General features: G+C 71.0%; 9 protein-coding genes and 2 pseudogenes. 2 read left to right on the top strand and 9 right to left on the bottom strand.

All coding sequences use genetic code 11. The features are described 5' to 3' along the window. The coding region (locus ACFV0G_RS05995) for a hypothetical protein (protein ID WP_380542288.1) at positions 1-253 on the bottom strand (253 nt) is incomplete at its 3' end. A 372-nt stretch (positions 254-625) separates the two neighbouring features. Beyond that, a pseudogene (locus ACFV0G_RS05990) lies at positions 626-1563 on the bottom strand (DUF3533 domain-containing protein). Positions 1564-1712: 149 nt separating this feature from the next. Between ACFV0G_RS05990 and ACFV0G_RS05985 the strand changes: the two are divergent. Then, entirely contained in the window at positions 1713-2687 is a 975-nt protein-coding gene (locus ACFV0G_RS05985) for an alpha/beta hydrolase (RefSeq protein WP_380542285.1), read from the top strand. A gap of 196 nt (positions 2688-2883) precedes the next feature. Here the strand turns inward: ACFV0G_RS05985 and ACFV0G_RS05980 are convergent, their stop codons facing one another. The 4 genes and pseudogenes from ACFV0G_RS05980 to ACFV0G_RS05965 form a co-directional block, all read right to left on the bottom strand. Next, positions 2884-4482, bottom strand: a complete 1599-nt coding sequence (locus ACFV0G_RS05980) for a succinic semialdehyde dehydrogenase (protein ID WP_380542282.1) — start codon at positions 4480-4482, stop codon at positions 2884-2886. 12 nt (positions 4483-4494) lie between these two features. Further along, positions 4495-5418 (bottom strand): acetoacetate decarboxylase family protein, encoded by a 924-nt coding sequence (locus ACFV0G_RS05975; protein ID WP_380542279.1) that lies wholly within the window; start codon positions 5416-5418, stop codon positions 4495-4497. A gap of 412 nt (positions 5419-5830) precedes the next feature. Further along, entirely contained in the window at positions 5831-7294 is a 1464-nt protein-coding gene (locus ACFV0G_RS05970) for a catalase (protein WP_380542276.1), read from the bottom strand. Between the two features lie 871 nt (positions 7295-8165). Next, a pseudogene (locus tag ACFV0G_RS05965) lies at positions 8166-9673 on the bottom strand (ISL3 family transposase). 153 nt (positions 9674-9826) lie between these two features. On the opposite strand from ACFV0G_RS05965, the gene ACFV0G_RS05960 reads away from it, so the two are divergent. After that, on the top strand, positions 9827-10027 hold the full coding sequence (locus tag ACFV0G_RS05960) for a hypothetical protein (RefSeq protein WP_380542273.1): 201 nt from the start codon (positions 9827-9829) through the stop codon (positions 10025-10027). Positions 10028-10104: 77 nt separating this feature from the next. Here the strand turns inward: ACFV0G_RS05960 and tpg are convergent, their stop codons facing one another. The 3 genes from tpg to ACFV0G_RS05945 are packed head-to-tail and all read right to left on the bottom strand — an operon-like array spanning position 10105 to position 13351. Then, positions 10105-10641 carry a telomere-protecting terminal protein Tpg gene (gene tpg / locus ACFV0G_RS05955; RefSeq protein WP_380542270.1) on the bottom strand — a complete coding sequence of 179 codons (537 nt, stop codon included), beginning with the start codon at positions 10639-10641 and terminating at the stop codon, positions 10105-10107. Between the two features lie 5 nt (positions 10642-10646). Continuing rightward, complete coding sequence (tap, locus tag ACFV0G_RS05950; RefSeq protein WP_380542267.1) at positions 10647-12983, bottom strand: telomere-associated protein Tap; 2337 nt, start codon at positions 12981-12983, stop codon at positions 10647-10649. Beyond that, positions 12980-13351, bottom strand: coding sequence for a hypothetical protein (locus tag ACFV0G_RS05945; RefSeq protein ID WP_380542264.1), 372 nt, complete (start codon positions 13349-13351; stop codon positions 12980-12982). Before ACFV0G_RS05945 ends, tap begins: the two co-directional genes overlap by 4 nt. Between the last annotated feature and the right edge of the window lie 298 nt (positions 13352-13649).

The raw sequence follows: 13649 nt of genomic DNA, 5'->3' as shown, positions 1-13649 counted from the left end.
CTCCCCCCGCCCACACCCCACCGCCGCAGCGGCTCTTGTACCCGCCTACGGGGGTGACGCGGGGCCCTTGGGGGGGGGGCGGCCGCGGGGCCCCCCGCCCCCGGGCGTTGCCCACGAACCGCCGCTGGTCGATCAGCACGGTGAACGTGAGGCCGTCGATCCGCTGCACGTCCGGCTGGGCGGCCTGGGGCAGGCGGTTTCGCACGAAGGTCGGGCAGGAGTCGTTCACCAGCCGCTGCGCCTCGGCTGCCACCGTGGGCCGGTGATGGCTTCCCGGACCGGGACACCCCGGTGAAGGCCATCAGGACTTCCCCGGGGATCGCCAGACTCACCCGGTGCAGGTTGTGGGCCGAGGCCTTTCCCGCGGAGATCCGCCGCCCGCGGTCCCCGGCCGGGCGCTGGCTGTCGGCATCCGCCCGCATCGTGTACCCCGAGGTTTCGTTGGTGGTCGTGGAGGCTGGCTGCGGCCTCCCTTCACAGCTATCCCCGGGATGCTCGGACCGCATCACTGACCGGCCCGGCATGCGTACAAATGGGGTTTCCCGACAGAGGTGGGCCGCTGGCGACAGTCCCCGACGGGGTCGCGAAACGAAACAGTTTCGTTCCGCATTGGGTAGAGGCCCGCTCAGGTTCCCCGCGTCCCTGGCCCCGCCCGACCACCGGCGCCGTCCGCCGGCGCGGCGCGGCGCTGTCGCAGGACCGCCGCGATCGTAGTGATGAGGACGTCGGCGACCGCCCGGGCCGACAGCACCAGCAGAGCGGAGGTCATGTCGTTGCCGTCGGAGTAGGAGATCGAGCGGGCCACCCAGGTACCGGCACCCGGTGGCAGGGCTGGGCCGACCGCCTGCGAGAAGGGCGGAAGCATCGGTGCGGGGAAGACGCCGCCCGCGCCCGGGGTTGCCCAGGATCACGATGAGCAGGATCGCCAGGCCGATGCCGACGACGCCGAACAGGCCCTGGAGGGCGAGGGCCGCGGCGCCGACGGCGAAGACGAGCGAGACCAGTGTCATAGTGCCCAGGCGCGTCGCCGCGCGGGTCGGGTTGGCCGGACGGGCACCGGCGCTGATCGCCAGGATCGACGCGCACAGGTATGCGCCGACGCACCAGCCGATGACCAGGTAGAACGACGACAGGCTGTGTTGAAGTCGTGCGGGGAGGACGGGGCCACGTCAACGGTGCGGACAGTGCGTCCCTGGGGCCTGTCCAGGGTGGTGACGAGCGTGTCCAGCGCGAGAGACAGAGCTCTTCCGCCGCCTGACGCGACGAGCAGCGTGTCGGTGGTGTCGGTGGAGTGCACCAGGAGCGCTCCGTCGATGTCCCGGTTCATGGTCTGGTCGCGCGCTGCCTGTCCGTCGGGCAGTGCACGGGGATCCAGCGGGGAGCCGGGAAGCTGGTCCAAGCGGGTCACGGACTGTTCGGCCAGGGCCTGTGGTGCCACGACGCCGAAAGGCACGTCCTTGAATCTGGGCTCGTGCAGTGCTCCACGTAGGAGGCGACGAACAGCAGCTGAAGGGCGATGACGCCGATCACCAGGTCAGCTTCCCGCGCGCGGGTATGCCTCAGGGCCGGCCTGGATCCGTGACGGGTTGCGCATCGTGCACGGGACCCGACGATGAAAGGAGGGGAGGTTTGGCCGGGGAGGTTCGTCAAGCGTGGCCGACGCGGCCGCAACAGGGGCATCCGTGTGCCTGGGAACACTACGGGAGTGACCAATGACCGAGCTTCCTCCGCCGATCACGCCGTATCTGGAGCGCGCTGCGCAGGAGTTGTGTGATGCGACGGATCCGCATCCGCGGATCTACGAGGTCCCGCCAGAGCAGGGCCGTGACATCCTGCTGGGCCTGCAGGTCGACCCGAGTGTGGGACGGCCGGAGGTCGACGAGGAGTGGGTCGAGGTGGATGCCGGCGAGTGGGGCACCGTCCGCACCCGCATCATCCGTCCGAAGGGTGTCGCCGGTCCGCTGCCGGTGGTGTTCTACATCCACGGCGCCGGCTGGGTGTTCGGCGACGACGTGACCCACGACCGGCTCTTTCGCGAGCTGACGGTCGGTGCGGGCGCCGCGGGCGTGTTCCCCGTCTACGACCGGGCGCCGGAGGCGAAGTACCCCACCCAGGTCGAGCAGAACTACGCGGTCGGCCAGTGGGTGATGAAGCACGGGGCCGAGCACGGCCTGGACACCTCCCGGATCGCCGTCACCGGCGAGTCGGTCGGCGGCTGCATGTCCACGGTCTTCGCGCTGATGAACAAGGAGCGCGGCGGCATCGACCTGAAGGCCCAGGTCCTGCTCTACCCGGTGACCAACGCGAACTTCGACACCCCCTCCTACCACCAGTTCGCCGAGGGCTACTTCCTGACCCGTGACGGCATGAAGTGGTTCTGGGACGCCTACACCACCGACCCCGCCCAGCGCGCCGAACACCACGCCTCGCCCCTGCAAGCGAGTCTCGAGCAGCTGAAGGGCCTGCCGACCACCCTGGTCATCACCGACGAGGCCGACGTCCTGCGCGACGAGGGCGAGCAGTACGCCAACAGGCTCCGCGAGGCCGGCGTAGACGTCACCTCCGTCCGCGTCCAGGCCATGGTCCACGACTTCATGCTCCTGGACAGCCTCCGCGACACCCGCGCCGCCAACATCGCCCGCAAACTCGCCATCGACGCCCTCAAAACCGCACTCCACAACAACTGACCGGCCGGGCGGCCGCACAGCGCTGGGTCCGCCAGTGCTGTCACGGCACTGGCGGTGGGCTGCGCGTGAACGGCACCTGGGACGGCCTGTCCGGCAGTAGAGCGGCGAAGAGGGCGAGCGTGTCCTGTGGGCGGCTCGCCCTCTCTTCGTGACGTGGCCTGCGATCGGTGCCACAGCCCTGCGGGGCGTCCGCTGTTCAGCGGAAGCCGAGTGCCTTCATGGCCTTGATGCTTCCGGTCAGGAGGGTCGCCCAGGTCTCGGGGCTGATCCGGGCCGGCGGGTAGAAGCCCTGGATCCGCTGGTGGGCGATCGTCTGGGCCTCGGTGTACTTGAGGATGCCCTCGGCGCCGTGGCGGCGGCCGAGTCCGGAGTCGCCCATGCCGCCCATCGGCGCGTCGATGCTTCCCCAGGCGGCGGCGAACGCCTCGTTGACGTTGACGGTGCCGGCGTGCACCCGGGCGGCGACGGCCCGGCCGCGGGCCCCGTTGCGGGTCCAGACGCTGGCGTTGAGGCCGTACGGAGTGGCGTTGGCCCGTGCGATCGCCTCCTCGACGTGGCGGAAGGAGTAGATGGAGACGACCGGGCCGAAGGTCTCGTGGTCGTAGACCGTCATGTCGGGGGTGACGTTGGTGAGGATCGTCGGCTCGTAGAAGAGTGGTCCGAGGTCCGGGCGGGCCCGGCCGCCGGCGAGGACGGTGGCGCCCTTGGCGGCGGCGTCGTCGACGTGGTCGGTGACGGTCTTCAGCTGCGAGGGGGTGGTGAGGGAGCCGACGTCGACGCTGTAGTCGTAGGCGGCGCCGATCTTCAGCTTCTTCGTGCGCTCGACGAACGCCGCGACGAACTTCTCGCGGATCGACTCCGCCACGTACAGGCGCTCGACGGAGACGCACAGCTGCCCTGCGGAGGGGAAGCAGGCGTTGACGGCGCTGGCGGCGGCCTTCTCGATGTCGGCGTCCTCCAGGACGATCATCGGGTTCTTTCCGCCGAGTTCGAGGGAGGCGCCGATCAGGCGCCGGCCCGCGTCGCTCGCGATCTGCCGGCCGCTGGCGGTGGAGCCGGTGAACATCATGTAGTCGGCGTTGTCCATCAGCGCGCCGCCGATCGAGCTGCCCCGGCCGACCACGATCTGCCACACGTCCGCCGGAAGCCCCGCCTCGTACATCAGGTCGAGCGACCAGAGAGCGGTGAGCGCGGTTTGGGTGTCGGGCTTCTGGACGACGGCATTGCCCGCCATGAGCGCGGCGATGGCATCGCTGGCGGCCATGCTCAGCGGGTAGTTCCACGGCGAGATCACCGTGACCACGCCCTTGGGGTGGCGCAGCTCGGTGGTGTGGGTGAGCAGCGGGATCGCGCCGCGGCGGCGCTTGGGCTGCAGGTACTTGGCGGCGTTGCGCGCGTAGTAGCGGGCGACGATTCCGATGTCGACGACTTCGAGGAACGCGTCGCGGCGGGTCTTGCCGTTCTCGGCCTGCATGAGGTCGAGCACTTCCTCCTGCCGTGCGAGGACGAGGTCGTGGAAGCGCAGCATGATCCGCTTGCGCTCCGCGATCGGCGTGGCGGCCCAGGTGGCCTGGGCGGCGCGGGCGCGGGTGAACGCCGCCTCGACGTCGTCGGGGGTGGAGACTCGGAAGTCGCCGAGGAGGGTGCCGGAGTAGGGGGCGCTGGTGGTGACCCTGGCGGCATCCGGAGCGGCCGAAACTCTCGAGGTCAGACGCTTGAGGAGGGCCGGGGTGATGGTGGGGGGCAGGGCCCGGCTGCCTGTGGCGGTGGGGCGGGCGGTGTGGGTGTTGGCCATGGCGAGGACTCCTTACTTGATCCGGCGCGGGACCGAGGTGGGGACCGGCATGTGGAGGGCGAGCTGGCCCTCGGTCATCACGTCGAACTGGATGGTCCGCATTGGCCGCAGCGAGCGCAGGTCGTCGGACATCCGGCCCTCGCCGAGCTTCAGGCGCAGGTCCCGCGGGACGCGCGTGGTCCCGGCGTTCAGCACGTTGGTCTGGCTGAGGGTGGAGTGCCAGGCGCCGTTGATCTGCGTGTACGAGGTGAGCGAGCTGACGCGGTCTCCGCTGGAGTGGGCGCTCTGCTTCGGGGTGGGGGCCTGCAGCGCCAGGTCGATGCCGCCGGCGTCGTTGGCGACGCGGGCGACGGTCCGGTCGTCGTCGATCTCCACGTCGAGGCCGGTGACCCACTTAGGGAAGCCGTAGCCGTCGTGGCCGCGGACCTGGGCGATCTCGGTGCTCACCGGCAGGGACAGCACGTAGGAGTCGAGGTGCTCGTTCTTGAGGCCGGCGACCAGGTCGAAGAAGCCGAGCTTCCCGTGCCGCGCGGGCTTCACGGCGATGCCGACGGCAGCCTCGGTGTAGAAGTCGATGTCGCACACGTCGTAGCGGAAGAACATCACCGAGACCAGGCCGAGGCCGGGGGCGATCTCCAGCGGCTTGAGCTCCCCCGGCAGGCGGCTGCGGATCGCGCTGGAGGGCGCCAGCATCGTGATCCGCGCCGTCGAGATGCTGTAGTAGAAGTTCGGGGTCAGCGTGGGACCGATCGGAGAGTCGACCTTGATCTTCGGCAGCTGTCGAAAGAAGTCCACCCCGCTCACACGGGGATCACGGGCGATCTCCTCGATGTTCGGATCCATCCGGTACCGGTCGTAGAGGCCCCCCTTGGGGACCGAGACCGTACGGCCACCCAGATCGACCTTGATGATGCTGTCCTTCTGCGACGAAGACATGTCCCAGCTCCTCACTCGTCATGTAAGCGGTGCACACATGACTATAGGTCGCGATGTGAGCACCGTCAACAATGGCGTATGGGGATTCTGTGGAACTCAGGTCCACGCGGGGGCGCGCCGCGCGACTTCGGCCCTGCGATGCCGCCGTCTGCGGACCGTTCGGCCGACGGCTCCATCGAGGGCTTGCGCCCGCCGCCATTCGGCCGGGCCGGCACCGTCGCGGGCGGTCAACGGGCGGCCACGCCTGCTGGACAGCGCCGGTCCGCCGCCTGCGGCCACAGGCACACGGGGCCTCGGCTTCCCTCGGGCACACCCCTGCGCCGCCCGGCGCGGCGAGCCCCCGGCCCGCAGCCGCCCCGGGCGTGCCGGGTGGAACGACTGCAGGCCGAGGGCCGGACGGACCAGGGCCCGGTTAGATTCCGTTGCCGGCCTTGGCGCGGACGCCCTCCTCGATCCGCCGGCCGGTCTCGGCGTCGATGCGGGCCCAGTAGGCGAATGCCCGCTGCAGAACGGGCTCGGAGACGCCGTCGAGGAGGTGCCCGACGACGTTGTCCACCAGGCGGTCGCGGGCGTCGGTGTCCATGACCTCGCGCACCAGGGTTCCGGCCTGGCCCCAGTCGTCGTCCTCGGCGTGGCCGGCGTAGGCCGTGCGCACGATGTCGCCGTCGGTGTGCCAGCTCGGCGCGGCTCCGAAGAGTTCCGGGTCGGCGGCGGGGCCGCCCTTGGAGTTCGGCGCGTAGACGGGGTCGCTGGTCTTCCGGTAGGCCATCGCCCCGTCCTTGGAGTAGGTGTGGACGGGCACGACGGGGGCGTTCACCGGGAGCTGCTGATAGTTGGCGCCGATGCGGTGACGGTGCGCGTCGGCGTAGGAGAACAGGCGGGCCAGCAGCATCCGGTCGGGGCTCGGCCCGATGCCAGGCACGAAGTTGTTGGGCTGGAACGCGGCCTGCTCGATCTCGGCGTGGTTGTCCGTGGGGTTGCGATCTAGAGTCAGCCGGCCGACCCGGACCAGCGGGTAGTCGCCGTGCGGCCAGACCTTGGTCAGGTCGAACGGGTTGAAGCGGTAGGCCGCGGCGTCGCCGAAGGGCATCAGCTGGACGTGGAGGGTCCAGCTCGGGAACTGCCCGTCGCGGATGTGTTCGAACAGGTCCCGGGTGTGGAAGTCGGTGTCGACGGCGGCCATCTGGTCGGCCTCGTGCTGGGTGAAGCACTCGATGCCCTGGTCGGTCTTGAAGTGGTACTTCACCCAGTAGCGCTCGCCGGCCCCGTTGATCCACATGTAGGTGTGGGAGGTGTACCCGTTCATGTGGCGCCAGGTCCGCGGGATCCCGCGGTCGCCCATCAGCCAGGTGACCTGGTGCGCGGACTCGGGCGAGAGCGTCCAGAAGTCCCACTGCATGTCGTGGTCGCGCAGGTTGTTGTCGGCCCTGCGCTTTTGCGACCGGATGAAGTGCTGGAACTTCATCGGGTCCCGCAGGAAGAAGACGGGGGTGTTGTTGCCGACCATGTCGTAGTTGCCCTGCGAGGTGTAGAACTTCAGGGCGAACCCGCGCGGGTCACGCCAGGTGTCCGGGCTGCCCCGCTCCCCCGCGACCGTGGAGAACCGCGCGAGGACCTCGGTGCGGGTACCGGGCTGGAAGAGTGCCGCCCGGGTGTAGGCGCTCACATCGTCGGTCACCTCGAAATGCCCGAAGGCGCCGCTGCCCTTCGCGTGGGGCTGGCGCTCCGGAATGCGCTCCCGGTTGAACTGGGCCATCTGCTCGATCAGATAGGCGTCCTGGAGCAGGACCGGCCCGTCCGGCCCGACCGTCAGCGAATGCTCGTCGCTCTCCACCCAGGCGCCGGAGTCGCTGGTGGTGGCAGGGACGTCATTCATGCGCACCTCCTGTCATATTGCCGTCTTCGCACGGCCCCCTTGCGCCCGGCCTGTGGCCGCGGGCGGCCCACAGCCTCGGATCCGATCCCGAGGCTCGCATTTGGGACTATTTGCCCGAACCGGCCAGAGCGCAACTTGTCGAAGCAGCGGCTCGCCAGCCTCCGGCGCCGCCGCCGGGCACCGCCGCCTATACGTACCTGCCCCCTGCCGCCAGCACCCCGTATACGTACCTGACTCGTGCCGCAGGTGCCCCGCTCCGCGACATCGGACGTTGCAGCATGACCCACACAGGCTTACGCATGGGCGCCGACGAAGAGCAGGCAAGAATGCATGAGCGGGTTCGAAGGCCCGGTGCCGGGGTCGGGCAAGAACAGGTTGAGCAGGGGGCTGGCCTGTATCGATGACGCCTGCGTCCACCCCAGTGGCGGCCTCGTTCCGACGCCCGCCACCGCCTTCCCCCTCGGTGCACTCCAAGGCACTCGCTCCATCGGCCACCCGCGAGTCGTCGTCCGAGCAGTCCACCCAGTCGAGAGCACGCTGCGCGATTGAGCACCGGCTGCAGCCGAAAGCACCTGGCGCCAGAGCGGGTGCAGAGATCCAGTCGAGACATGACCTCAGGTCACGCTGTTGTATGCCATGGCCCAGCCGGCTGCGGCACGATCTCCGCGGGTGAAGACGGCGGCCCCGGTCTGTCCTGCCGACGGATCCTCGTGCCGCGGCGCCGGAAACGGCACCTCGAGGGCCGATCCAGTGCCGCTGTGCCACTCGATGACAGTCCCGTTCCAGCTGACCACAACGGCTCCGTGGGGTGCCCGGGGGTCTGTAAAAAGAACGGCTCTGTTCCGTAATCGGTGGTTACGCTGTGTGGTGATCACTGGAGGAGGATTCGGTGGCGGAGCAGGAGGAAGCCGGCTCGGCCGTGCATCTGCCTCATGATTCGCTTGGTTCGGGTGTTGACGCCTTCGGTGCGGCCGTTGCTGTAGGGGAGGGTGAGTCCGGCGTCGACCGCGGGGCGGTCGAGTTCGAGGCCGTTGGCGAAGGAGTGCAGTTGGGGCAGATCGGCGGCGCGGACGCGGGCGATCCAGTCGGTGAGTTTGGCGTCGTTGTCCTCCGCCGGGGCCAGTAGCCGGGCGAACTCGCCGGTGAGGCCGGCGAGTTCGGTCATCTCGGGGCAGGCTCCGGTGAGTTCCCCCAGGAGCGCGGTGTCCTTGTCACGGAGGTTCTCGGGGCGGGTGAGCAGGAGGCGGGCGAAGCGCTTGGGGGTGGTGACGGGTTTGTCGCCGTCCGCACGGCCCTGGGTGAGGTAGCGGACCAGCAGGTTGGCGCTGCCGGTGTAACCCAACTCTTTGATCTCGCGCAGGAGGTGGGTGACGGGCACAGCGGGGTTCTCGGCCCGGCGTCGGCGCAGGTGGTCGCGGTAGGGGTCGACGAGCGTGGGCTTGTAGCGGGGAGCGCGGCGGTCGCCGGTGGGCTCCTTCATGCGGGAGTACCGCTTGACGGTGTTCAGTGCGACGCCGAGGCGGCGGGCGCATTCGAGCAGGCCGACGCCCTGGCCGAGCAGGGTGTGAACCTGGTGCCAGCGCTCGCGGGTGGTCTGCTCGCGCACGCCTCCGGGCCGGACGGGGTTCACGGCGCCGGCCCAGCAGACGGCGTGGGAGCGGACCTCGGCCAGGACCCTGTCGCACAGGTTCGACCAGAGGTGCCACCGGTCGCTGACCTGGACCGCGTCGGGCGGGCCTGGCGGATCGCCTCGCCGTAGGAGCCGGATCCGTCCCGGCAGACGTACTCGACCCCGGGGTGCTCGCGCAGCCACTCGACCAGCGTCTGGGCGGTGCGGTTGGGCAGGACGTCGATCCGCTCGCCGGTCTCGGCGTCGATGATCACAGTCGCGTAGCGGTGCCGGCGCTTGAGGGCGAAGTCGTCGACGCCGAGCACGCGCGGGACGTGAAGGAGCGGCAGAGCCTGGCGCATCAGCAGGCGAAGGGCGGTCGAGCGGGAGATTGCGCACGTCAGCGCGCGGGAGAGGCGGGCGCCCGCCCGGCCCGCTAACTCTTTGACCACAGCGCCGAGTTGGTTAGTCAGTCGCCTGGTGCGGCGCTGGTATCGCTCGACGATGCCGGGAACCTGCTCGCGGAACGTCTGCCGAGGGCAGCCGAGCACCGGGCACACCAGGCGTCGGACCCGCACCGACACCACCACCCGCCGGCCGTCCACCGGCAGATCCGCGATCACCCGCCCGTGGAAGCCGTGCACCCGCCCCGTCGGCTGCCCGCACACCGGGCACGGAACCGGATCGTCGCGAGTCCGGGCCGACACCCGGATCACCTCATGCTCGTCCGACACACTCTCCACGACCAGCGCCGACAGCCCCGAAAACACCACGCCCACAAGCTCGTTGACATCACCCACACCATGCCAACGACAATCGTCACACTTGGTCACCACCGATTACGGGACAGAGCCATTCACTGGACAGACCCGGCCCTGCAACTGTCCGGGCCCAGCAGCCACCAGGCCCGCGCCCTGATGCGCATGGACGCCGCCCTGTGCGACCACCACGCCGGAGACACCGCCCAAGGCTGCCGACGGGCCATCGACGCCCTCATCGAACTGCCCACCGACCAGCGCACCGGACTCGTGCGCACACGGGCAACCGACCTCCTGCGCCACATCCCCTCCAGCCGCACCGGCGAAAGGACCGTCACCGACCTCCGCGAGCTCCTCCGAACCTGACTGGGCGTCTCGTTGGACGTCCGGCTTCGAGCAGGCGAGTCCTGTGACCAGCTGCGGGTGCCGAACAGGCAAGCAGGTCAGACGGAGAAGTCGGCCCATTCGAGGCCGGTGAGGGTGACCTGGAGGCCGCGGGCGCGGCGGCCGCTGTCCTGGAAGTAGGCCTGGCCGAGGCCTTCGGCGATGATCTGCTGCTGTTCCTGCTCGCCGGCGCCGCGGTCGCGGGCGGCGAAGAGATCGCGAGCAACGCTGCCGGGCAGGCGCTGGGTGACGATCCGCTCGCGCGGGTCGTCGGTCGACAGGCCGGCCGACTTGAAGCCGAAGGACGCCATCACCTCGACGGTGAAGCCACGCGCCTCGGCGGCCTCGCGCACCCGCTGCCGCACCCGGGGCTGCCAGCGCTCGCGCACCGCGTCCTCGACCTTCTGCGCGTTGTCCTTCCCGATGCCGGCGCCCTTGCGCCACCGCTCCACCGAGCGCATCGAGACGCCGAGCGTGGCCGCGACGTTGCGGGTGCCCTTGAGCTGCCGGATCAGGAAGTTGATCCGGCCGGGAAGCGTCTTGGGGATGGGCTGGGTCTGCAGGGCGCGTTCCAGCCCGCGGTCGATGGCGTCCACTCAGCTCACTCCCCCTCGGCGACGGCGTCGCCGCCCTTGATGTGTCGGCCCGGGTTGGTGTCGTCCGCGATCAGCTCCATGGCCCAGTCCATGGTCTGGGTGCCCTCGTGCTTGCACAGGCCCGGAGAGATGCCGAGCCGCCACACCGTCGTCAACGCCCCGTCCGGACCGCGGAGAAGGTCCAGGGCGGAGGGGCCGGGGGACGGGTAGACGGTGCAGTCGGACAGGATCGCGATCGGGAACCGGCCGGTGGCCTCGGCGTGGCGGCGGATCTTGCGGTGCTGGTTGACCGTGGCGGTGTCGATGATCAGCGCGCGGTTCAGCGGGTCCCAGGTCGGCCGCTCGAGTGCGGGCCAGCGCTGCCCGGGCCGGTAGGAGGCGCCGCGGGGGCGCTCGCGGAGCTTGCCGACGCCGCCCTTCGCCGTCGCCTTGACCGCGGCGAGGATCGCCAGCTCGACGGGGTCGCCGAACTCCCTCAGGCCGGCCATGACCTCCAGGAACGCCTGCGGGTCCTTCTCGCCGAGGTCGAGCGGGACACCGAGCCGTTCCATGGTGGTCAGGTAGGCGGCGCGCAGGTGCTTGTGCCAGGGGTCGAGCCACGGCCCGGACTCGTGCCGCAGCCAGCCCTCCATCGGGGCGACGGTGAGGCCGAGTTCGCGGGCGTAGGCGACCTTGGCGGTGGTGTACCAGGCGGGGCCGGTCGGGGGCAGGCCGTCCGGGGTGAACGGGTTCGGCAGCCGCGGATCCAGCCGGGCGGCGGAGAAATCGCACTTCCAGCTGCCGGGGATCTTCGGGTCGAAGACCGGGTTGAGCTCGTGCACCGGCTCCGACAGGGCCATGTTCAGGCGGCCGGCGGCGGCGAGGAACGCAGTGTTGATGTCCAGCCCCACCACGTGCGGCAGGGCCCGCTCCGCCTCGCCGATCGCCTCGACGGGGCGGATCCAGTCCCACGCCTCCGTCATCAGCACGTCGCCCGGGTCGCGGTCCTGCGCGACCGGGTGCTCCGCGGGGGCCTCCGGCGGCGCCGGGTCGAACGCGAACGTCCGCGAGCCCTCCACCGCACCGGAGGTCCAGCCCGACTCGGTGCGCACCGCGCGGGTCGGCGGGCGCAGCGCTTCCATGAGGGAGAGGCCGGTGACGGCGGTGGAGCCGCGGGGGGTCATGACGCGTTCGGCGTAGCCGCCGAGCAGGGCTGCGAGGGCAGGTGCGTCGAGGCCGTCGGGGATGCTCCAGCCGGCGGAGGTGAGGGCGGCCCAGGCGGGGATGCAGTACTGGACGCAGGCCCGCTTGGCGCCGTCGGGGGTGCGGTAGACGCGGGCCCAGGGGCCGAAGCCGCGCTGGGTGAGCTGCCACCCTGCCTTGGTCAGGGCCTTGACGGTCTTGTGGGTGTCGGGGAGGCGGCCGAGGCGGCGTTCGAAATGACCGTCGGCGTCGCTGCCCATCGGCGGCAGGCCGAGCAGGGCGGCAGCCGTGTCGGTGAGGACGATCAGCGGGTCGCCGTCCTTGCCGTGCTTGTGCAGCCGCGGCTCGCCCATGCCCGCGGTCAGCGTCCACTCGGTCAGCTCCGCCAGCGTCCCGGCGGGGACGTCCAGGACGCGGCCGTCGACCAGGTGCGCTGTCAGGCCGCGCCCGGACGGGGCCGGGGCGAGGACGGCGAGCGGCCCGTTCGGGAACTTCTCGGCCGCGGCGGCGCGGGCGTCGTACGCCGGAGCAGGACTGGATGCCGCCTTCCGCGCCGGACGGGCACTCGCACGCGAGGCACTCGCCGGGCGCGCCGACCGGGCCGGAGCCGAAGCGGGCGCGGGCCGGCGGCCCGGCGCACCGTGCACGGGAGCGGGCGCCGCGGCAGCAGTGACAGGTGCAGGCCCGGTGGCGGGGGCGGGGGCGCAGAAGCCGCCCATGTGCATGGGCCGGCCGGCCGAGCGGTAGGGGGTGGGGCGTCCGCACCGGACACAGGGCTGCGCCGGGCCGGCGACGAGCTCGCCCGACGGCGTCCGGTCCAGCTCGGCCGCGCCGCCGAACGCCGCCGACGTGACGGCCGCGTTCTGTACGGGCGCCGGAGCCGGCGCGGGGGCAGGCTGGGAGTCCGAGGGGAGGAGGCGGGCGGCCATCCCGTCCAGGAGCTTGGCATACGCGGCCCGGCCCTCGCCCTGCGGGTCGCGCTGGCCGCTCTCCCACGCGGTGAACGTGCTGGTGCTGATACCGAGGGCCTTCGCGGTCTCGGCCTTGGTCAGCCCGTACTCGGTGCGCAGCCACTCGCGCTCGGCGGGCTCCGGCAGGGCGACGGGGCGGCGCGGGCCGGCGCCGAGGAGTGCGTCGATCGGGTCCGGGGTGTCGGTCATCGCCCGTCCCCCGCGGTCCGGGCCGGCAGCGGCGCGCGGCCGGGGTCGGCGTCGAGGAAGGTGCGCAGTGCGGCTCCGGTCATGATCCGGGCCGGGTTGCGGCCGGGCGGTAGCGGCAGCCGCTCCCCCAGCGCCCAGCGGAACCGCTCGGCGGGTTCCAGGTCGAAGGCGTACTTGCCGCCCGCCTGCGGGTCCGGTTCGGCGCCGCGGATCTCGAACGCGCCGACGCACACGCCGCCGTCGACGAACGCGAGCAGGAAGTCGCCGTGGTCGGCGATCGTCTGCTCGCCGAACCGCCACCAGCGGGCCGCGGCCTCCCGGACCGTCTCGCCACCTTTGAGCGCCTGCCGGACGTCCACTGCAAGCACGAGATCCTCCCCGGACCAGGACATGGTAAGCCGTACGACGCAATCGTAGCGCACATCAATGCCATTTATCTAGCTATAAAATAGAACGAAGCTGTGAGCGGGAACGGCTGACGGTCGGTCATCGAGACGCGGATGGGCGGGCTCACGGCGCAGGGCCCCCGCGAAACGCGGCAGGGCCCGCCCCCGGGGGGGCCGGGGGTGGCCAGGTCGACCGGGCGGCCCTTGACGATCGTGTACCAGCTGCCCGCGCCCTCCACGGTGACGTCGTCGACCACGATGTGGCGGTTCACCTGGTACC

The sequence above is a fragment of the Kitasatospora sp. NPDC059571 genome (assembly GCF_042735675.1).
Taxonomy (GTDB): Bacteria; Actinomycetota; Actinomycetes; order Streptomycetales; family Streptomycetaceae; genus Kitasatospora.
The sequence above is the reverse complement of the archived record's forward strand: the minus strand, read 5'-3'. Positions and strand labels throughout refer to the sequence as shown.

Bases quoted from the DNA above. Each gene is read 5' to 3' on its own strand.
- ACFV0G_RS05970 (WP_380542276.1), bottom strand. From the start codon at position 7,294: ATGAATGACGTCCCTGCCACCACCAGCGACTCCGGCGCCTGGGTGGAG.
- ACFV0G_RS05980 (WP_380542282.1), bottom strand. From the start codon at position 4,482: ATGGCCAACACCCACACCGCCCGCCCCACCGCCACAGGCAGCCGGGCC.
- tap (WP_380542267.1), bottom strand. From the start codon at position 12,983: ATGACCGACACCCCGGACCCGATCGACGCACTCCTCGGCGCCGGCCCG.
- ACFV0G_RS05975 (WP_380542279.1), bottom strand. From the start codon at position 5,418: ATGTCTTCGTCGCAGAAGGACAGCATCATCAAGGTCGATCTGGGTGGC.
- ACFV0G_RS05985 (WP_380542285.1), top strand. From the start codon at position 1,713: ATGACCGAGCTTCCTCCGCCGATCACGCCGTATCTGGAGCGCGCTGCG.
- ACFV0G_RS05960 (WP_380542273.1), top strand. From the start codon at position 9,827: ATGGACGCCGCCCTGTGCGACCACCACGCCGGAGACACCGCCCAAGGC.